This is a genomic window from Permianibacter fluminis (genome assembly GCF_013179735.1).
Taxonomy (GTDB): Bacteria; Pseudomonadota; Gammaproteobacteria; order Enterobacterales; family Permianibacteraceae; genus Permianibacter; species Permianibacter fluminis.
The window spans coordinates 1,611,969-1,632,045 of the sequence record NZ_JABMEG010000001.1 but is presented as its reverse complement, the minus strand read 5'-3'; the positions used below and the strand labels follow the sequence as shown (position 1 = coordinate 1,632,045).

The window sequence follows — 20,077 nt, the reverse complement described above, 5'->3', positions numbered from 1 at the left end:
TTTTTCGAGCCGGTACAGCACTTGCTGTGTCGACTCTGGTACTGACAATTCTGGTGCCGACAGTTCTGGCATCGACAGCTCGGCACCGGTGCGGCGCACAGCGTGCTTTTCGAACCGATATATGCCGGACGTCGATGGCTCGAATCGTAACGCTTTACCTAACCCGCTTTACCCAACCAATGGAACAAAAGGAGTTGTGACATGAAGGGCTTTGCAAAGAACTGGCAACGCGGTCTGGCAGCGGCTTTTGCCGGCAGCCTGCTCTGGAGTCAGGCCAGTCAGGCCGATTTGCTGATACCGGATACCTTTGTCGATCTGAGCGGCACGACCTCGGCCAATGAGCCGTGGCTGGCCGGCACAATCGTCGAAGACGTGATGACCGCGTTCTCGTTCAGCGCATATGGCGGCACGGTTTCCGGCACGGTCCAGAACCGGGTGGTGCTCGCCGACGATGGCACCTACGATTTTTACTGGCGGGTATTCAATGATGAAAGTTCGGCCGGAGCCATTTACTCCTGGCGCATTGGCGGCTTTGTCACCGACAGCTACAACGCCAATTACCGCATCGATGGCCTCGGCGACATCGCGCCCTCCTCGGCCTATCTGTTTGGAGTCGACGGCGGCTACGTCAATTTCTATTTCCTCAATGATGCCGGGGCGCCCAGCCTCGGTGCCGGCCTGTCGTCGAACTTCTTTTTCTTCGACACCGATGCCACCTACTACGACAGCAGCGCGTTTTACGACCTGACCAACTACGGCCAAACCGAAATCAGCGATGCCTACACCACGTTCACGCCGGCCGATGTGCCGGTCCCGGAACCGACCACGTTGCTGCTGCTGCTGGGCGGCTTGTTCGGTGCCAGCCGCTGGCAGCGCCGTCAGCGCTAATCGTTGCCCATGCGGAAAAACAAAACCCGCCTCGGCGGGTTTTGTTTTGTCGGACGGATGCAGGCGGACTGGTTTGTCAGGTTTAATCTTTCAACGCCGGAGCCCATCGCCGCTTAAGGTTTGGCCATCACGACCGCCGGTGCCGGGCCATCGGTAAAGCCTTTGATGCTCATGCCGGCAAAAATTTTGCCTGGCTCATACAAGCTGTCGCCTTTCATCACCAGACGGGCTTTGCGCAGCGCTTGGATATCTTGCAGCGGATTGTCTGCCAGCAACACCCAGTCGGCGTCATAGCCGGGCGCGATCCGGCCTTTGCTGGCGCCCGCGCCGGCAATCGCTGCAGCATTGAGCGTGGCAATGCGCAGGACATCTGCGACCGGAATGCCGGCTTCGACATAGAGTTCCAGCTCCCGGTGCAGAGCAAAACCGGCCAGATCATCGGTGCCGGCAACAATCGGCACGCCGGCGTCGTACATCAGCTTGACCATTTTCAACAGCGCCTGCGCGGCTTGCTTGTAGGCCGCGCGATTGCTGTCGTTGATATCCATTTCCGGCGCCAGCTGACTGCGCTGCACCGTCAACGGGAAATGGTCAAAGACACGGGCAATGGACGGATTGGGTTTGCCTTTTTCATGGGAATACATCGCGACGAAAATACCAACGGTGGGATCGAGCACCGTCTTGTGCTGCTTCAGCAGCGCGACAAAATCCTGCACCGGTTTGCTGGTCAGGTCCAGCTGGCCGGCCTTGTCGCCAACCAGCGTAAAACGCAGCGGTGTTCGGGTGTCATCCGTCTTGCTGGCCAAAAAATTCAGGAACAGCATGTTGACGTGCTGAATCTCATCATAGCCGGCGGTCACGGCCTCAGACGCGCTCATGAATGCCGGAATATGACCACTGACACGCATGCCACGTTCGTGCGCACGCTTGGCCATTGACTCGACCCACGCCGGCGGTACCGAGCTGTACAACTTGATCTGCGGATAGCCTTGCTTGGCAATTTCATCGATTTGCTGCAAGGCTTCGTCCTGCGATTTGACGATTACGCCGGTCGGCGCCCGGAACGGGCTCTCGGCATCGATCAGCGCAGCGCGGTAGACATTCGGTCCGGCGATGGCCTTGCTCTGGATGCGAGCAATCAGATCATCGAGTTGCTCTTTCTTGTTGCCAAGATCGCGAATACTGGTGACGCCGCCGGCAATATTGAGTACCGCCGAGTTGTCGAACAGATGCGAATGCATATCCCACAAGCCCGGCATCATCACGCCATTGCCGGCATCAATGCTGTCGTAACCGCCGTGCTGCGTGCTGGCTTCATCGGCGCTGACAAACTTGCCGTCGCGAACCCAGACATCCTGCGGCTTGCCCACAGTGCCGGCGGCGACATCCAGCACCCGGACGTTGCGCACGCGCAGCAAGCGTGTTTGCGAACGGCTCGCCTGTTTGGACAGCTCGGCATAGAAACCGCGGTCGATGGCTTCCGCTTCGGTTTGCAGCGTCGGCATGGCTTTTTCCCAACCGGCCAGAATCAAACTGCTCCAGTCGCTGGAGAAGCCGATGTAGCGCTGATCATCGGTCAGCCAGATCAAATCCGGCGTCAGCCCGAGTCCGTGTACCGAATACAAATTGGCATGCTGGCTGCCATCACCGACCGGCACGTCGACCGTCTTGATTTTCCTGACCGTCAGTTCGCCGCTCGGGAACAGCGCCAGCGTTTGTTTGGGTTGTCGCAGCGCCGCCCGGACCAGTTCGACATAGCCAGCGGGCGTGCCGTTCATCGAGACATAAAAGGCGTTTTCTGCAGACCGGCGGCTGCCATCATCGACGCCGTTGCGCCAGCTGGCCACACCATCGGCGAAGGTGAACGTTTCATCGACCGGCGCGCCGAGATAGGAGTGACCGCTGACGGCGAGCTCAGCCAAAAAGCCGGCCCCATTGAGCCGGTAGCGTTCATGAATCATGGGGCCGCGACCCCGATCATTGAACTGGAAATCGACATCGGCCGAGCCGTCGTCGTGATAGACCACGGTTTGCCCGCCTTCGATTTTGCAGTTGTTGATGAAATGATACTGGACCGTTTCCTCGGCCAGCAGAGGCAGCGACAAACTCGCAAGCAAGGTCAGCACGACAGATTTCATGAACCCCTCCAGGTCAGCACAGCGGATGTGGACGGCGAGTATTGCCCAGCCGGAATCGGCTCAGCACACAATCCGGTAACAAGGCGTGTAAGCACGGCCCGGCAAACGCATTCGGCCCTGCGCGACAAACTGCGCCAGCAGCGCATCCATCGCCGTCATGATCGCCGCCTCGCCACTGATTTCATACGGTCCGTGTTGCTCAATGGCGCGCACGCCCTGCTCTTTCACGTTGCCGGTCACGACTCCGGAAAATGCCCGTCGCAGATTGGCCGCCAGCTCGTGTGCCGGCTGCCCGCTGTGCAAATCAAGCGCCCGCATGCTGGCGTGGGTCGGCACAAACGGTTGCTGAAAGGCCGGCGCAATCTGCAGCAGCCAGTTGAAGCAATAGGCATCGCTGTTGTTGCGCCGGAACTCGCGCACCTTAGCAATGCCAGCCTGCACCGCCTGCGCTGCCGCGACCGGATCATCGATGATGATTTGGTAGCGGCTTTGTGCCCCGGCACCAAGCGTGTGGCCGATGAACTCATGCACGCGTTCGAAGTAACTGGCAGCTGATGCCGGCCCGGTAAAAATCAGCGGGAACGGCATCGCCTGATTGGCCGGATGCAACAAGACACCGAGCAGATACAGAATCTCTTCTGCCGTGCCGGCGCCACCGGGAAAAATCACAATGGCGTGACCGACCCGGACAAACGCTTCCAGACGCTTTTCGATGTCCGGCAAAATCACCAGATTGTTGACGATGGGGTTCGGGGCCTCGGCGGCAATAATGCCGGGCTCGGTCAGGCCGATGTACTGACCGCCACTGATACGCTGCTTGGAGTGGCCGATGGTGGCGCCTTTCATCGGCCCTTTCATCGCACCGGGGCCACAACCAGTGCAGATATTCAGGCCACGCAAACCGAGCTGATAGCCGACCAGCTTGGTGTAGTCATATTCCTCGCGCGAAATCGAGTGGCCGCCCCAGCACACCGCCAGATTCGGCTCGGCGCCCGGCCGCAGCACTTTGGCGTTGCGCAGAATGTGAAACACGGCATCGGTGATGCCGGCGCTGGCGGCCAGATCAAACCGCGGGTTCTCGGCGATTTCGTCGCTGACATAAATGATATCGCGCAACACCGAGAATACATGCTCGCGCATGCCACGGATCATTTCACCATCGACGAAGGCCGTAGCCGGCGCGCCGCTGATCTCCAGCTTGATGCCACGCGCCTCCTGGATGATCTGGACATTGAAGTTGGGATAACGCTCAAGCAGCTCTTTGCCACTATCCAGATCATTGCCGCTGCTCAGCACGGCCAGCGTGCAATTGCGAAATACCGTGTGCAGGCCACGCTGGCTGGTATCGAGCAGTTTGTCGATTTCCAGTTTCGACAGCAGCTCCAAACGGCCCTTGGGCCGAATGCTGGCGTTGACGGTGGCGTAATTGCCATGTGATTGCGGTGCGGTTGCGGTCATGTCGATGCCGTCCTGGTGATACTTCTCTGGTAATGCTTTCCTGGTGATGTCGTTCTGGTAATGCACAAGGCTGTCGAGACAAATTATCGGGGCGGCATGTTACGGTGATTCACAAACCGTCAGGATGTACTTCTGAGTCGTCTGAAACAAACGTTCGCTAAAACTATAGCTCCCGATGTCATCGTTTGTCTGCGCGCTCAAGGCTCATGGCGACGGCGGATGAACTCGCCAAATTTGCGCACCCAACCGAGCTCCGGCGCCGGTTGGTCATGCTCGAACGCGATCTGGCCGTTGATAATTGTCGCCTTGACCACGCCATCACTGCGATTGACCACCCGCGGCAAACCGCCCAGCTCTTCAAAGGGCGCTTCGGCATAGGCATCGAGCGAGGCGTGCTTCAGCGCCTGCGGGTCGAGCAGAACCAGATCCGCGCGCGCGCCAAGCGCGATCTTGCCGGCATCAATGCCATACCAGTCGGCGATTTCACCGGTCAGCCGCCATACGGCCTTCTCGGCCGACATGACCGGCCGCTCTTGCACGGCCATTTGCAGCAGACACAGGCCAAAATTGTAGAACGCCATATTGCGCAGATGGGCGCCAGCATCGGAAAAACCAATGATGGCGCAATCCTTGTTCAGATTGATCCGGACCCGCTCTGGATTGTGATTGGCGATCAGGGTTGACCAGCGCAAGCTGCGGCCGTAGTCGATGATCAAATCCAGAAACGTGTTGACCTCATGGTCGCCGCGCTCGTTGGCGATCTGCCGGATGGTTTTACCAACCAGCGATGAGTCCGGACAGCCGATGACGTGGGCATCGCCAAAATCACGATGCCAGACCCGGCCACCCCACTTGCGCCGGTAGTCGGCTTTGAATTTGGCGCGGTAGGCCGGGCTCGCGAACAATTTGTTGCGGTCAAAATCGCGCTTCAGATGCAGCGCCACTTCACCGGCCGGAAACTCTTCGAAGATGATGAAATCAATCCCGTCGGCATACACCTGAAACGGTTGCGGCAAGGCCTGCCAGCGAAATGCCGCGCCCAGCCAGCGATTGAACAGCTGCGTCACCGCAGACATCAACTGATCGAGCCCCGGTTTGGCCTTGGCGTCCATCAGGGTGATCAGCGTGGTTTTCAGCCGGCGCCGCAATGCCAGACTGGCCGAGGTGAACAGGTAAAAGACCGAGTTGATCGGATTGTTGAGATTGGGCGCCGATTGCAGGATGGCACCACGCTGGCGCAGCAACTTATGCAGGCGCCGGTATTCGCTCCAGCGCGCATAAACCGACGGCAGCGCCGAGGAACGGTAACGATCACCATCCACCTTGTCCCAGGGATTGGTCATGCCAGACATGCCGAGCAGACCACGGGCAATGCCGTCATCGAGCAGCTGTTCCATTTGCTGCATTTCCTGCTCGGTCGGCGCCTCGCTGGGGTCAACAGCACGTGCCAGTCCCATGACCGCCGTGCGCAAATCGGAATGACCGATATAGCTGGCGATATTCGGCCCCAACGGTAACTGACTCAGGTAATCGATATAGCCTTGGGCATCGTGCCAAGTCTTCTTTTGCTGCAACACCGGCAGCACGTATTCGCGCGGAATCGACTCGACCCGGGTGAAGATGTCGGAGGCGTCTTCGGCCTCGCAATAGATCATGCTGATCGAACAACTGCCGATAAAGCAGGTGGTCACGCCATGACGCACCGACTCGTGCAGACCGGGCGCCAGCAACAGTTCGGCGTCGTAGTGGGTGTGAATATCGATAAAGCCCGGCGTGACCCACAGGCCTTGCGCCGGCAGTACCCGGGCCGCATTGCTTGCCGGCAACGGCGCTTCACTGATGGCAACGATACGGCCGTTGGTGATGCCAACATCGGCCTGTCGTGGCGCCGCACCGGTGCCATCAAACAACCATCCGCCCTGCACCAGCAAATCCCACGTGTCAGCCATGGCAACCCCTGCTAAACGCCTCGCGAACCGCACTGCGGCAGTAACTGGTTTACCAGCAATTGCCAGCAGTGAAAAGAGGCAAGATGCAGCGATTCGCAGTCAACAGCGGCTGGCGGGAAATCAAAAGCCAGGCAGTTCTACCGCAATCCGGCACCGCGCCCAGCTGCGCGGATGCCGAACCACAGTTGCCGCAAGGGCCTAGCGGGAGTTTTTCTTCTCGCGCTTGGCGGCTCTCTTTTCATCAGCCGTTTTCTGCGGCTTCTTTTTGGTGTCTTTCTTCTGGTCCATACCTTTGCTCATGATGCGCTCCCAATGCGGCGACAAGCCGTGGCCGGATTACAACACAGATGCGGCACCAGCACGGCAGAAACCTGCGTCCCGTACTTGGCCGGTGTCATGATCTTGTGAATTGATGGTGTTGATGATGTAACCGGTTTACGGTGCAGCCGGTTTCTCCGCTCCACCGTTTTGCGGTAGCGCCGGTTTGCCAAGCGGGCTGTCGGCACAGGCCTCGGTTTCGACGGTGTACAGCACATTGACGATCTTCCAGCCGTCACCTTGCTGCACCAGATCAAAGGCATCGACACCGCAGTGACTGAATTTGCCGTCGATATGAAAATCGTAGGCGGTCCACACTGTGGCGATGCTGCCATGAATATTGACCTGTGGCGCCCACATCCGTTCCAGCAACTGTTCCTTGCGGGTCGGCCAGCTGGCGAAATCCTCGTGAAACGCCCGGTTACGCACCAGCAAGGCACCATCCTTGCGGCGCACGGACTGTGCCCGAGCATCCGGCATCAGCACCTTTTCCGCAGCGGCCACATCATGGCTGGCCAGCGCATCAAAAAAACCTTGCACAGCGGCCAGCACCGCTTGCTCGTTGGCGTTGGCTGCCTGCCCGAACAACGGTAACGTCGTCAGCATCAACACCGACACGGCGGCACCATGCCGCCGAACGTGACGGCCGGTAGTCTGGTTTGCTTTCATCAATGCACGCTCCTTCTTTTTCAACCCTGTCTTACCGGTCACGCCATACCCTTCATGCACTGCCGGTCATGTCATCGCGGCTTTGCAATCGCAGACCTGTGAGGCCGGCATGGAGAGTCTAGTCTATTCATACCAGGCCAGTACTGAGGGCCCGGCAGCAGGGATCCACGCCTCGCGGCATTGCGACACCAGCACGTTCTCACCGTCATTTCTTGCACCGACTGCGTTCGCGTTCTGGGCCTGTTGTTTGCCAGATATTCGCTGCCGCATCTCTGCTGTAACGCATTGACTGCGACTGTCGTCCAAGGCTGGTGCGGACAGCAGGAATCGACCATTGCCGGCGGCAATTCGGTCAGCAAACACGACCGCCATGAAGATGATCGCCGGGAACGTTTTCACAAACCGCTTGCCAATAGCCGGCAGCTGGCGGTCTGCCTTTACCTCCCCCGCACGACAAAAGTGGCGCCGATACAGGGAAAAAGCGGTATTGCTTGGCAATTCGCCATAGCGGGTGCGCGGTCTTAAGAACGTGTTAAGCCAAGTTGCCTACTGTGCCAGCGTGAGAACATATCGAGGTGGACTGCCGTGCCTGTGTTGAAAAATAAATTGCTGTCGCTGTTGCTGCTGGCCAGTGCCGGCCTCGGTCTGAGTGAATCTGCCGCAGCGCTGGATCTGTCGGCCTATCAGGGCAAGGTGGTCTATCTGGATTTCTGGGCGTCGTGGTGCAAGCCCTGCCGGCAATCATTCCCGTGGCTGGCCGAAATGCAGCAACGCTATGGCAAAGACGGATTCGTTGTGGTGGCCGTCAATGTCGACAAGGAAAAGGCGCTTGCCGATCGGTTTCTGACCGAGATGCCGCATCCGTTTACCGTTGAATTTGATCCGGATGGCACGCTCGCCACCCGCTTCGGGGTCGAGGCGATGCCGTCGAGCGTGTTGATCGACAAGCAAGGCCACACCATCACGACCCATGCCGGCTTCTTCGAGAAGAATGTCGACAAATACGAGCAGCGCATCCGCGCGGCGTTGAGCCTGTAATCCTTCCCGACTTGAGGACTTCTGCTGATGAAATCCGTGGCTAAATTTGTGCTCGCTGCAATGGCTGCCGCCACCTTGGCCGGCTGCAGCAGCATTGATGTCAAACCCTGGGATCGGGATCTGCTGGCAAAGAAATCCATGCAACTCGATTCTGCACCGCTCGAAGCCGGGCTCGATGATCACATTTACTTCAGCAAAGAAGCGTCCAGTGGTGGCCGTGGCTTTGGTGGTGGAGGCTGCGGATGCAACTGAAGCGTGGTTCAAAACACAGCAAGCCGCTGCGCGACAAACTGGCCTTGGCAGCCAGCGCGCTGCTCGGTACTACCGCCGTCGTCGCCGCGGAAGACAACAGCTGGCAAGTCGATACCGCCGTGCTGTTGTATTCGGAAGCGGACAGCCGGGTGCAGGCCGTCGAGCCGGTGATCAACCTGAGCAAGGACTGGGGCGATGAGCACATCAGCTCATTCAAGCTGGTGGTCGACTCGCTGACCGGCGCTTCGCCCAATGGCGCAATGGCCGCCAACCGGCCGCAAACGTTTACCGGCCCGTCCGGCAACGGCGGTTACAGCGCCGGCGTTGGCGAGACACCACTCGATGATTCCTTCCACGATCAACGTGTCGCACTGCGCGGCGGCTGGCAACAGCCGTGGTCGGACAGCTCGCGCATCAGCGTCGGCGCCAATGTCTCCAGCGAATACGATTTCAAATCGCTGTCGATTGATGGCAACTACGCCCGCGACTTCAACCACAAGCTGTCGACTCTGTCGTTCGGCCTCAATCTGGAGCTGGATCAAATCAATGCCGTCGGCGGCTTGCCGCAGGCCTTTTCCGCCATGCCGGTGCAAAATGCCGAAGGCGAAGTGGAAGACGAAAGCGCCGACAATCGCGACAGCAGCGACACCAAGCAAGTGGCTGATTTTCTGATTGGCTACACCCAGGTATTCAGTCGCAACTTCCTGATGCAGTTCAATCTGTCGCACTCGCAGTCGAGCGGTTATCAGAATGATCCGTACAAACTGCTGACCGTTGCCGACCAGGGCAACCTGATCGTCAATCCGGACCCGAACAATGCCAATGGCATGTACCTGTACTGGTATGAGAGTCGACCGGATACCCGCAGCAAGGACAGTTTTTTTGTTCAGGGCAAATACAGTCCCGGCGAAGATGTCATTGATGTGTCGTATCGCTACATGACCGACGACTGGGGCATCCGCTCGCATACTATTGATGCCAAATACCGCTGGGAAATGGGCAATGGCTGGTATCTGGAGCCGCATCTGCGCCAGTATCGACAAACCGCCGCCGATTTCTACCGCGCCTATCTGCAGACCGGTATCGACACCGACGGCAGCGCGCAAACGGCACTGATCGACTACGCTTCGGCCGATCCGCGACTGGCCGATTTTGATGCCACCACCATCGGCCTGAAAATCGGCAAGGTGCTCGGCGTCGACAACGAACTGTCGCTGCGTGTGGAGACATACAAGCAGACCGGCAATGTCAGCAACAACGCACCGGCCGGTAGTGATCTGGCAGGCCAGCCCGCGTTCGCCGACATGACCGCCAGCTGGGTGCAGTTGAGTTACGGTTTCCGCTGGTAACAAAGGCTTGTTGAAGTCGAACCGGCAGATTTGCGCCGTGGTCATCATGACCGCGTAGCAAGCCTGCCAATAATCTCACCCTCGCATCGTTTCGTGTTATGGAGCGGCACGAGGGTGGTTTATCTTCTCCCTCTGCTCTCCCGTCGTAAAAGCCGGTGTGTTAACGACACAGAGTCGCTGCGGGTCACCGCAGTTGACGGTAGAACCGCAAGCTTCACCTATCATTTGAGCTGTACTGGCAGGCGGCCAACACTGTCGGCAACCGCCATTCAGTGCCACAATGTTGTCACAGCCGAAACCGTTTGATTGCCCGCCCATGCGCCCACCTGCCACCGCCTCCACGTTGCAGCTTGAGTTGCAATCCTCACGACAGCTGGGCAGCGCCCGCTTCAACGCCATGGCCAGTCCCTGCGAAATTCTGCTCGACAGCAGCGATCAGCACTTGCTGAGCCACTGCGGTCAGTTGGCAGAGCAGGAAGCGCTGCGCATCGAACAACGCTTTAGCCGCTATCGCAACGACAATCTGATTTATCAAATCAACAACGCCAACGGTGAGCCAGTCACAGTTGACGACGAGCTCGCCAACCTGCTCGATTACGCCCAGACCCTGTACGAACTGTCCGATGGTTTGTTTGATATTTCCTCCGGCGTGCTACGCAAACTCTGGCGGTTTGACGGCAGCGGCACGCGCCCGGACCAGGCCGCCGTGACGGCGCTGCTGGACAAGGTCGGCTGGCAAAAAGTGCGCTGGCAACGGCCGCAGCTGCAATTGCGCGCCGGTATGGAGATTGATCTCGGTGGCATCGGCAAGGAATATGCGGTTGACCGCGTGTTTGATTTATTGGCAGGCCACACCCATGTCGCGCTGCTGGTCAATTTCGGCGGCGATTTGCGCGCCCGTGGCCCACGCGCCAACGGCGAACCCTGGCATGTGGGTTTGGAACAACCGGACAAACTACAACAAGCGCTGACCGATCTACCACTACAGACTGGCGCCCTGACCACCAGCGGCGATGCCCGCCGCAGCTTCGTCGAAAACGGCGTGCGTTACGGCCATATCCTGAACCCGAAAACCGGCTACCCGGTGCGCAACGCACCGCGCTCGGTCACGGTACTGGCCGACACCTGCATCGAAGCCGGCGCGCTATCGACGCTGGCCATGCTGCACGGCGCCGAAGCTGAATCTTTCCTCAGTGAGCAGGATGTGCGCTCGTGGTGCGTGCGCTAGCCGCAGCGCGCCGCTTTGTTTGCGTCGCTCACCGAAGCAAGCCCTGAATCAGGACCCACCCTGTCATTCCGGCGAAAGCGCCCGCAGGAAGTGCCCTTGGGGTGCCGGAATCCATTTTTATCGAGAACAAGGACCCCGGCAAATTATCGGCGCTTCCTGCGGGCGATTTCGCTGGCGTAACAGCTTGATTTCGATTTCAGGACTTATACAAGTTCTCATTAACAGTCTCAGCACCTCACATACGCAACACACCTCACGCACATCTCACGCACTGCACCTATCAAGCTCAGCAGGTTTGCTCCTCTCCCACGCCGCAGTTCCATCACGCCAACCGGGTACTGAGGCCGACACTGTCCGTTGCCGCCATCAAGTCATCAAAAATCTGCCATCGGTTTGTCACAGAGGCCACCGACCATGACCAGTGCTTTCTCTACTCCGCTTGCAAAGGAACTCCGCGATTATGGAATGTAAGACACTGGCGCTGGCTGTCACCGTGGCAATCGCTGCATTGGCATCGGCCAACACGGTCTCGGCCGACATCAATCTGATCGCCATTGGCAGCATCAATGGTCACTACGAAGATCTGGCGTTCGACTCAGCCGCGGCGCTCGAAAACGGCGTCCGTGGCAACCCGCTTGGCGGGCTTGGCTCCGGATTGGCCTCGGCCGGTGGCAACACCTTTCTGGCGTTGCCGGATCGGGGTCCGAATGCTCAGCCCTATGACAGCAGCATCGATGACACCACATCGTATATTCCGCGCGTGCAAAGCCTCAGCTTGAGCCTGGTGCCGAGTCCAACCGGCGCTGCGCTGCCGTATCTCGTATCGGCACACCTGACCGACACCACCTTGCTGTCGAGCCTGTCGCCGCTGCATTACGGTGCGCAGGTACCGGCGCTGAACGCGCGCGATCACCGCTTCTATTTCTCCGGTCGCTCCGACAATTTTGCCGCCGACAAAAGCTCCACCAACAGCCGCAACGGCAGATTGGACCCGGAAGGCATCCGGCCGGCGCGTGATGGTGAATCGTTTTTCATTACCGACGAGTACGGCCCCTACGTTTACCAGTTTGATCGTCGCAGCGGCGTGCGCTTGCGCGCGTTCGCGCTGCCGGACAAATTTGCGGTCAGCCAGTTGAGCAGCAAAGGCGATGACGAAATTGCCAGCAACAGTAGTGGCCGTATTGCCAACAAGGGCATGGAAGGTTTGGCGATTACGCCGGATGGCAAAACCTTGCTCGGCATCATGCAAAGCCCGCTGGCACAGGATGGCGGCACTGGCGCGCCGTACACCCGGCTTGTCAGCATCGACATCCGCAGCGGCCGCGTGCGCGAATACGCCTATGAGCTCAGCAACATCGGTACCGCCAGCAAACCGAAATATCCGACTGTCAGCGAAATTGTCGCCATTAATGATCACGAATTTCTGGTTGATGAACGCGATGGCAAAGGTCTTGGCGACAACTCGTCTGCTGCCTACAAGCGGCTGTATCGCATCAACCTGACCGGCGCCACTGACGTGAGCCAGTTGAGCGGTGCCGCCAATCTGGCTGGCAAAGCGGTTGCCAAAACACCCTTTCTGGATCTGGTCGCGGCACTGAACGCGGCGGGCATCAGCAGCAGCGATATTCCGGCCAAGATTGAAGGCCTCGCCTTTGGCCCGGATCTGGAACGAAATGGCATGGTCTATCACACCCTGTTCATCGCCAACGACAATGATTTTCTCGGCACGGTGACCGACAGCCTGCACCCGCTCGGCACCGACAACTCGAACCAGTTCTTTGTCTTCGCGGTCGATGAGGCCAGCCTGCCCGGCTATGTGCCGCAGCAATTCATCGAGCGGGGCCATCTGCACGATTGATCCGTGCGCATTACCAAAATACAACAAGGGCAGCCGAGGCTGCCCTTGTTGTATCGGGTCGGTGATGTGTCATGGACCAGTGCATGTAGGTGCGGAGCCACGTAGCGGCTTCGCACGAATGAGATGCTCATGCGTCCGAAACGCTGCGTGGTTCGGACCTACGTGAACTGCGTTATGCATCTTTACCAGCCGACGTCTAGCGTGCTTTTAAATGACTCGTCGCGATTGGATATATTGAATTTATGGATATACCATTTTCCTTTTATAGAAATAAAGGACATCTCTAATAGAATAAAAGCGCCATCTGTTGTTAGTTCAATAGCATAAGCGCGATCGTCAAATAGGCCTTCAATAACTTTATGTTTGGCTTTATGTATCGAGTAAATTTGATCGGAGCCAGACATCTGAATAAAAATTGGTTGGATTTTACTCGCAAGAGACTCTGAATCTGAATCTGCAATAGATGGGGAAAGATGGGGCTTAATAGACTGACGGAAGCACTTTTCGACCTTTTCTTTATCCTTGAAGCAATCCAGTGCACGCCTCTCAAATTCAGCAATATCGTTAATTGGCTCGGCAGATTGTACTGGGCCGACAGTAAGAGCTAAAACAAGAATCAACTTTAAAACGTCGGACATGAGCGCTCTCTAAGATGCATAGCTAGTAATCAGGAGGAACGCCTCCTAAGAAGTTTTTTAATTAACACGAATTTGACTCATTTTGGGTTTTACTTCAAGGGTTTGGCATAGCTTACTCGAACTTCCTTTTTTTAAGGCGGCATGCCTCTGTTGCTGATTCGCATTGCCTCCCAATCAAAGTAAATTCCCATAGTAGGATGCCAGAAACCCTTGAAATCAATTGGTTAGCTACAAAGTGCCTGGCGAACCTCTGATCAAAAGTGGCAGGTTCAACCATGGGTAGCGGCAGAAATTCAGTTTCGGCCCAGGAACTGTTCGCTGACCATCAGTCAGCGACTCCTCAGGTCGTCTAGCGTGGCTTAGTCCTTTGGTGTTGGATGCGGCTGCTGCTCGCGCCGCGCGTCAAGTTGACAACAGCAAACGTTCATCGCATACCTTGTCCACAACGCCCCACACTTCTCTATCGCGCTCAACGCAGCGATGCATTGATTTTGGCCAGCGCCCCTTGACCCGGCACCAGTTCGCGTTCGCCGAGCTGGTTCAGCGGTTTGTCGCAGGTATTCAGGTGGGCGTGCAGATCTTCCGGCGCGGGGTGGACATAGAGCAGGCCGGTGACCAGTTCGCCGAGCGCCTGATGCTTGTGCAGATAGGTCATGACTTTGATCGGGTCATGCACGTCGTAATCCAGATGCCGTTTGCGCAGGCGCAGCACGGAGCCATCGGATTGCAGCACGTCCTGCAGCGCGCCGGCTTCGTACTGTACGGTCTCCGCCTCGGCATGCGGCACGATATCGATACGGTTGACCGCGTCATTGTGCTCGCGGACAAAGTCATAGCTCTTGGTCGAACCGGTGTGGTTATTAAAGGCCACGCAGGGCGACACCACATCAATGAACGCCGAACCTTTGTGCTGAAACGCCGCTTCGATGATCGGCACCAGCTGTTCCTTGTCACCGGAAAAACTGCGGGCAACGAAGGTCGCGCCGAGTTGCAAGGCCAGCATCACCAAATCAACGGGGGAATCGGCGTTGGTGATGCCTTTCTTGGACTGCGAGCCTTTGTCAGCGGTCGCTGAGAACTGGCCCTTGGTCAAGCCATAGACGCCGTTGTTCATCACGATATAGACCATGTTGACGCCGCGGCGAATGCTGTGGACAAACTGGCCAATGCCGATCGAGGCCGAGTCGCCGTCGCCGGAAATGCCGAGGTACATCAATTCGCGATTGGCGAGGTTAGCGCCGGTCAGCACCGACGGCATCCGGCCGTGTACGGTATTGAAGCCATGCGAGCCGCCGAGAAAATAGGTCGGTGCTTTGGAGGAGCAACCGATGCCGGACAATTTGGCGACCCGGTGCGGCTCGATATTGGCATTGAAACAGGCCTGAACGATGGCCGCAGAAATGGAGTCGTGACCGCAGCCGGCGCACAGCGTCGAGACCGCACCTTCGTAATCGCGGCGAGTGTAACCGCGCTCGTTCTTCGGCAGCGACGGATGATGCAGTTTGGGTTTGGCGATATAGGTCATGATTTCACTCCCTTGCCGGCAACCACTTGAGTTATCGGCAGCTCGTGACTCGGCAGGGCCGGCGCCAGCTGCAACTGCTTGCGTATGCTGTCGACAATGAAGCGCGCGGTGATCGGGGTGCCGTCGTAATGCAGTACTGGCAAGAGCTTGGCCGGATTGAGGTTGCCCTCGTTGACCAGCATGTTGCGCAACTGGCCGTCGCGGTTCTGCTCGACGACAAAGACTTTGCTGTGCCGAGCGACAAAGTCGAATACGGAATCGGGGAACGGAAAGGCCCGCAGCCGCAACAAATCAACGAACACCTGTTGCGCCTGCAGCTGGTCAAACGCCTCCTGCATCGCCGGGCTGGTCGAGCCGAAGTAGATCACGCCAATCGATGTGCCAGAGGCGCCAGCACTTTCACAGCACAGAGTTTCGATAGGCTGCGGCACCAGTTTTTTTGCGGTGTCGAATTTGCGCAGCAAGCGCTCCATGTTGTCGACATAGACCTCGCCGTTCTCGCTGTAACGGGCGTAGCGGTCCTTGGTGGTGCCGCGGGTAAAAAATGCGCCTTTGCTCGGATGCGTACCGGGATAGGTGCGATACGGTACGCCATCACCGTCGACATCGAGATAGCGACCAAAATTCTTGCCGGCCTCCAGCTCTGCCGCAGTCATGATCTTGCCGCGCTGCATCTGGCGGGTATCGTCCCAATGCAGCGGCGCGCACAGCCGGGTGTTCATGCCGATATCCAGATCGGTCATCAGGAACACCGGCGTCTGCAGCTGATCCGCAAGGTCCAGCGCCGCCGCGGCAAAGTCGAAACACTCTTTCGGGTCTTCCGGAAACAGCAGCACATGCTTGGTGTCGCCGTTGGAGGCATAGGCACAGGAATACAGATCGGCTTGCTGAGTCCGGGTCGGCATGCCAGTGGAGGGGCCGCCACGCTGGACATTGATGATGGTCGCCGGGATCTCGGCAAAGTATGCGAGGCCGATGAATTCGGTCATCAGCGAGATACCGGGACCGGAAGTGGCGGTAAACGCGCGGGCACCGTTCCAGCCCGCGCCGATGACCATGCCAATGGATGCGATCTCGTCTTCGGCCTGGATGATGGCGTAATGCTTTTTGCCGGTGTCCGGATCAGTGCGGAATTTGTTGCAGTATTTTTGGAAAGCATCGACCACTGAGGTCGACGGCGTGATCGGATACCAGGCGCACACCGTTGCGCCGCCATAAATGCAACCGAGCGCGGCGGCGCTGTTGCCTTCGATGAAGATCCGGTCGCCGACCTTATCTGCCCGTTTCACTTTCAGGCCAATCTTGCTGCAGTCCATCTGCTGCAGCGCGTAATCGCGGCCCAGATGCAGCGCCTGCTTGTTGGGTGGCAGCAGCTTTTCCTTGCCTTTGTACTGCTCGGCCAGCAGTTGCTCGATTTCAGCGGTGTCGATATCCAGCAATGCCGACAGCACGCCGACATACATGATGTTCTTGAACAACTGACGCTGACGAGGGTCGCTCCAGGTTTCGTTGCAAAGCTGGGTCAGCGGCACCCCGATGATGTGAATATCGTCGCGCAGTTGGTCGGCATGAATCACCCGGGTGCTGTCATAGAACAGATAACCGCCGCTGACGATTTCCTTGAGGTCTTCCGTCCAAGTTTGCGGATTCATGGCAACCATCATGTCGCAGCCGCCGCGCCGGCCCAAATAGCCCGCCTCGCTGACCCGAACTTCATACCAGGTCGGCATGCCTTGAATATTGGACGGAAAGATATTGCGCGGACTGACCGGCACGCCCATCCGCAGAATGCTGCGGGCGAACAGCTCATTGGCCGAGGCCGAACCGGAACCGTTGACGTTGGCAAACTTGATCACGAAATCATTGCAGCGATTCAGCGTAGTGGTCATGCGACCTCTCTGTTTTATTTAGCTGTGTCCGGTCAAAGCCAAACCGCTCAGGCCTTGGTACTACTGGCGTTAATGGAACCATTGGCGCTACTGGAACCACTGGCGCGCTTGTGACAGGCGTGGCCCGCCTGCGCGGTATGCAACAGAAACTTCTGCATGTCCCAGGCGCCGGTCGGGCAGCGCTCGGCACACAGACCGCAGTGCAGACAGACATCTTCATCCTTGGCCATGATGCGACCGGTTTTCAACGCGCCGGAGACGTACAGATCCTGACTCAGGTTGACTGCCGGCGCTTTCAGCGTGCCACGCAGCGCCAGTTCATCGGCGTTGTCGGTAAAGGTGATGCAATCCATCGGGCAGATGTCGACACAGGCATCGCACTCGATGCATTTGTTGTCGGTGAAAACGGTTTCGATGTCACAATTCAGACAGCGCTGCGCTTCCTTGAACGCCAGCTGGACATCAAAGCCCATCTCAACTTCAATTTTGATATCGGTCAGCGCCAGATCGAGTTTCTGCAGCGGGACTTTATGGCGCTTGTCGAGCGCCACCGCATTGTCGTAGCTCCATTCATGGAGACCCATTTTTTGGCTGACCAGCGTGGTGTCCGGCGCCGGCCGGTCGGCAACCGAAAGACCCCGGCATTGCAGATCAATGGACAGCGCGGCTTCGTGGCCGTGGGCCACGGCCCAGATGATGTTCTTCGGGCCGAATGCCGCGTCGCCGCCGAAAAACACTTTCGGATGACTGGACTGGAAACTGACCGGATCGACCACCGGCAAACCGGAATCCTCAAACCGGACACCGATGTCGCGCTCAATCCAGGGAAAGGCATTTTCCTGACCGACCGCCATCAGCACTTCGTCACAGGCGATGATCACGTCCGACTCACCGGTCGGCAGCAATTGTCGCCGGCCTTTTTCGTCATATTTTGCGGTAACCGGCTCAAAGCTCATCGCCGTCAGCGTGCCGTTGTCGACGATAAAGGCTTTCGGGTTGAGAAAATTCCGGATCACGACGCCTTCGTGCATGGCGTCTTCTTTTTCCCAGGGACTGGCTTTCATTTCGTCAAAGCCGGAGCGCACCACCACGGTCACGGCTTCACCGCCAAGCCGGCGCGCACTGCGGCAACAATCCATGGCCGTGTTGCCGCCGCCGAGCACGATCACCCGTTTGCCGACCTTGTTGACATGACCGAACGACACCGACGCCAACCACTCGATGCCGATATGAATACTGGCCGCCGCTTCCTGCCGACCAGGCAGGTTCATGTCGCGGCCGCGCGGCGCGCCGCTGCCAACAAACACGGCGTCGTAACCCTGCGCCAGCAGCGCCTGCAAACTGTCAATGCGTTCACCGGCACGAAACTCGACACCGAGATCCAGCACATAGCCGGTCTCTTCATCGACCACGGTTTCCGGCAAGCGGAACTTGGGAATTTGCGTGCGGATAAAACCGCCGGCTTTGGCGGCGCCATCGAACACCGTGATCTGATAGCCGAGCGGCGCCAGATCCCGGGCAACGGTCAACGATGCCGGGCCGGCACCGATGCAGGCAATGCGCTTGCCATTGCGCGGCGCCAGCGTCGGCAACCGGGCACGAATGTCGTCTTTCAGATCGGCCGCGACCCGCTTCAGCCGGCAGATCGCCACCGGCTCCTTGCTTTGGCCATCTTCAACGCGACTGCGTCGGCAGGCCGGCTCACAGGGGCGATCACAGGTTCGGCCCAAAATGCCGGGAAAAACATTGGAGCGCCAATTGACGAGATAGGCATCGGTATAACGACCGGCGGCGATCAGGCGAATGTATTCGGGAACCGGAGTATGGGCCGGACAGGCCCACTGACAATCAACCACTTTGTGAAAGTAGTCTGGATGGCCAATATCGGTTGGCTTCACTGATGTTCCTCCGCCGCAGATCGGATCTGCTTGGGGCTCCCCATCTCCCGGGGACGGAACTGCCATTTGCTTTTAGAGCACATCGGCCCGGGTGTCAACGGCACCTGCACGATGCTGGAGATTTTTCAGCACGGCTTCGCGCACGCTGGCGGCGGCTGTTGCGTCAGTGCGCGGTGCGTGTTCGGGTGCGGTCGGAAAAATCACGTTGCCGCGTGCGGTGGGCAAGCGCCTTCGGCACACATCATCTCGGCAACGCGGCCGAACGCAACGCAACGCAAAAATCAGCACCAGAAAACGACAAGCGAAATCACTACGCCATCTTGCGATCACGCAACCGTCATTTCCGCACTGCACAATCCGTCCGCCGTTCAGGGTGAAGTCTGCATAACGGCGTAACCGTTCGACCGAGGAGAATTGAACATGATGATGATTCGTGCTGCATTGATCGCGTTGTTGCTGGCGACAGTTGGCGTGCCCGTCGCCGAAGCCGCCAGCCCGACTAAAATGTACTCATCGGCAGAGACGATGCTCGGCTCCGATTTCCGCGTAGTTCGCACGCTGCAGTCATTCAAGCGTGACGGTTACGTTGAGGTGAGCCGCAATTTCAGCCAAATTATGTATCTGATCGCACCGACTCAGGATTACAAAGCGGGGGAGTACGTCATAACACTGCGTAAATCGGCTGACGGCTATTCGTTGACCACCTACTACGCCGAAGTTCATGTCGAAGTCATGGCCGATATCGAGACTGGTCGTTATTTCGCTGGCCGTGTCTGGACCGAGGAATCGGTGGTGCATTGATCGACTTGGCACAGAACTGTGATGATGTATGCTCAGGCTGAATTTGCGCCGGCACACACGCCGGCGCAATACATTTCCCACCTCGAAAAGCAAAGGACTGGTCGTTGCGGCAGCCTGAAGCCCCGGTAATAGCGGCAATTCTGGCGACGCGCCCTGTTTTTTGTCGCTGCTATACTGCTTG

Annotated in this window: 16 protein-coding genes; 7 read left to right on the top strand and 9 right to left on the bottom strand. The window is 58.1% G+C overall.

From position 1 onward, the window contains the following. The first annotated feature begins 201 nt into the window (after positions 1-201). A complete protein-coding gene (locus HPT27_RS07015; RefSeq protein WP_172240926.1) occupies positions 202-888 on the top strand; it encodes a PEP-CTERM sorting domain-containing protein in 687 nt (228 codons plus the stop codon). Positions 889-1,001: 113 nt separating this feature from the next. On the opposite strand, the gene HPT27_RS07010 is transcribed toward HPT27_RS07015, so the two are convergent. From HPT27_RS07010 to HPT27_RS06990, 5 genes are all read right to left on the bottom strand, one after another. Further along, the gene (locus HPT27_RS07010) at positions 1,002-3,026 is read right to left on the bottom strand and encodes an amidohydrolase family protein (protein WP_172240923.1); all 2,025 of its coding nucleotides are present in this window, start codon (positions 3,024-3,026) and stop codon (positions 1,002-1,004) included. A gap of 60 nt (positions 3,027-3,086) precedes the next feature. Then, positions 3,087-4,484: a nucleotide 5'-monophosphate nucleosidase PpnN gene (gene ppnN, locus HPT27_RS07005; protein ID WP_172240920.1), complete on the bottom strand. Its 1,398-nt coding sequence runs from the start codon at positions 4,482-4,484 to the stop codon at positions 3,087-3,089. Positions 4,485-4,681: 197 nt separating this feature from the next. Continuing rightward, positions 4,682-6,433 carry an N-acyl-D-amino-acid deacylase family protein gene (locus HPT27_RS07000; RefSeq protein WP_172240917.1) on the bottom strand — a complete coding sequence of 584 codons (1,752 nt, stop codon included), beginning with the start codon at positions 6,431-6,433 and terminating at the stop codon, positions 4,682-4,684. Between the two features lie 435 nt (positions 6,434-6,868). Beyond that, on the bottom strand, positions 6,869-7,420 hold the full coding sequence (locus HPT27_RS06995; protein WP_172240914.1) for a nuclear transport factor 2 family protein: 552 nt from the start codon (positions 7,418-7,420) through the stop codon (positions 6,869-6,871). Between the two features lie 123 nt (positions 7,421-7,543). Next, the gene (locus HPT27_RS06990) at positions 7,544-7,918 is read right to left on the bottom strand and encodes a hypothetical protein (RefSeq protein WP_172240911.1); all 375 of its coding nucleotides are present in this window, start codon (positions 7,916-7,918) and stop codon (positions 7,544-7,546) included. An 87-nt stretch (positions 7,919-8,005) separates the two neighbouring features. Here HPT27_RS06990 and HPT27_RS06985 point away from each other — a divergent pair, with 87 nt between their 5' ends. The 5 genes from HPT27_RS06985 to HPT27_RS06965 all read left to right on the top strand — a co-directional run bounded on the left by HPT27_RS06985 (position 8,006) and on the right by HPT27_RS06965 (position 13,145). After that, positions 8,006-8,458, top strand: a complete 453-nt coding sequence (locus HPT27_RS06985; RefSeq protein WP_211197877.1) for a TlpA family protein disulfide reductase — start codon at positions 8,006-8,008, stop codon at positions 8,456-8,458. A 27-nt stretch (positions 8,459-8,485) separates the two neighbouring features. Next, positions 8,486-8,710, top strand: a complete 225-nt coding sequence (locus tag HPT27_RS06980) for a DUF4266 domain-containing protein (protein WP_172240908.1) — start codon at positions 8,486-8,488, stop codon at positions 8,708-8,710. Next, positions 8,701-10,059: a DUF3570 domain-containing protein gene (locus tag HPT27_RS06975; RefSeq protein WP_172240905.1), complete on the top strand. Its 1,359-nt coding sequence runs from the start codon at positions 8,701-8,703 to the stop codon at positions 10,057-10,059. The genes HPT27_RS06980 and HPT27_RS06975 overlap by 10 nt, the downstream gene beginning before the upstream one ends. A gap of 316 nt (positions 10,060-10,375) precedes the next feature. After that, entirely contained in the window at positions 10,376-11,287 is a 912-nt protein-coding gene (locus tag HPT27_RS06970; RefSeq protein WP_172240902.1) for an FAD:protein FMN transferase, read from the top strand. Between the two features lie 460 nt (positions 11,288-11,747). Continuing rightward, entirely contained in the window at positions 11,748-13,145 is a 1,398-nt protein-coding gene (locus HPT27_RS06965; protein WP_172240899.1) for an esterase-like activity of phytase family protein, read from the top strand. A 182-nt stretch (positions 13,146-13,327) separates the two neighbouring features. Here HPT27_RS06965 and HPT27_RS06960 read toward each other — a convergent pair whose 3' ends face one another. The 4 genes from HPT27_RS06960 to HPT27_RS06945 form a co-directional block, all read right to left on the bottom strand. Further along, a complete protein-coding gene (locus HPT27_RS06960; RefSeq protein ID WP_172240896.1) occupies positions 13,328-13,783 on the bottom strand; it encodes a hypothetical protein in 456 nt (151 codons plus the stop codon). A 469-nt stretch (positions 13,784-14,252) separates the two neighbouring features. Then, positions 14,253-15,308 (bottom strand): 2-oxoacid:ferredoxin oxidoreductase subunit beta, encoded by a 1,056-nt coding sequence (locus tag HPT27_RS06955; RefSeq protein ID WP_172240893.1) that lies wholly within the window; start codon positions 15,306-15,308, stop codon positions 14,253-14,255. Next, complete coding sequence (locus HPT27_RS06950; RefSeq protein WP_172240890.1) at positions 15,305-17,197, bottom strand: 2-oxoacid:acceptor oxidoreductase subunit alpha; 1,893 nt, start codon at positions 17,195-17,197, stop codon at positions 15,305-15,307. The genes HPT27_RS06955 and HPT27_RS06950 overlap by 4 nt, the downstream gene beginning before the upstream one ends. Positions 17,198-17,244: 47 nt before the next feature. Then, positions 17,245-19,095, bottom strand: a complete 1,851-nt coding sequence (locus HPT27_RS06945; protein ID WP_172240887.1) for an FAD-dependent oxidoreductase — start codon at positions 19,093-19,095, stop codon at positions 17,245-17,247. A gap of 420 nt (positions 19,096-19,515) precedes the next feature. Between HPT27_RS06945 and HPT27_RS06940 the strand changes: the two genes are divergently transcribed. Next, positions 19,516-19,896, top strand: coding sequence for a hypothetical protein (locus HPT27_RS06940; RefSeq protein ID WP_172240884.1), 381 nt, complete (start codon positions 19,516-19,518; stop codon positions 19,894-19,896). The last annotated feature ends 181 nt before the right edge of the window (positions 19,897-20,077 follow it).

What these genes read in the sequence shown, in the direction of transcription:
- HPT27_RS06965 (WP_172240899.1), top strand. Translation starts at nt 11,748, where the DNA reads ATGGAATGTAAGACACTGGCGCTGGCTGTCACCGTGGCAATCGCTGCA.
- HPT27_RS06980 (WP_172240908.1), top strand. Translation starts at nt 8,486, where the DNA reads ATGAAATCCGTGGCTAAATTTGTGCTCGCTGCAATGGCTGCCGCCACC.
- HPT27_RS07010 (WP_172240923.1), bottom strand. Translation starts at nt 3,026, where the DNA reads ATGAAATCTGTCGTGCTGACCTTGCTTGCGAGTTTGTCGCTGCCTCTG.
- HPT27_RS07015 (WP_172240926.1), top strand. Translation starts at nt 202, where the DNA reads ATGAAGGGCTTTGCAAAGAACTGGCAACGCGGTCTGGCAGCGGCTTTT.
- HPT27_RS06975 (WP_172240905.1), top strand. Translation starts at nt 8,701, where the DNA reads ATGCAACTGAAGCGTGGTTCAAAACACAGCAAGCCGCTGCGCGACAAA.
- ppnN (WP_172240920.1), bottom strand. Translation starts at nt 4,484, where the DNA reads ATGACCGCAACCGCACCGCAATCACATGGCAATTACGCCACCGTCAAC.
- HPT27_RS06955 (WP_172240893.1), bottom strand. Translation starts at nt 15,308, where the DNA reads ATGACCTATATCGCCAAACCCAAACTGCATCATCCGTCGCTGCCGAAG.
- HPT27_RS06950 (WP_172240890.1), bottom strand. Translation starts at nt 17,197, where the DNA reads ATGACCACTACGCTGAATCGCTGCAATGATTTCGTGATCAAGTTTGCC.
- HPT27_RS06970 (WP_172240902.1), top strand. Translation starts at nt 10,376, where the DNA reads ATGCGCCCACCTGCCACCGCCTCCACGTTGCAGCTTGAGTTGCAATCC.
- HPT27_RS06995 (WP_172240914.1), bottom strand. Translation starts at nt 7,420, where the DNA reads ATGAAAGCAAACCAGACTACCGGCCGTCACGTTCGGCGGCATGGTGCC.
- HPT27_RS06960 (WP_172240896.1), bottom strand. Translation starts at nt 13,783, where the DNA reads ATGTCCGACGTTTTAAAGTTGATTCTTGTTTTAGCTCTTACTGTCGGC.
- HPT27_RS06940 (WP_172240884.1), top strand. Translation starts at nt 19,516, where the DNA reads ATGATGATGATTCGTGCTGCATTGATCGCGTTGTTGCTGGCGACAGTT.
- HPT27_RS07000 (WP_172240917.1), bottom strand. Translation starts at nt 6,433, where the DNA reads ATGGCTGACACGTGGGATTTGCTGGTGCAGGGCGGATGGTTGTTTGAT.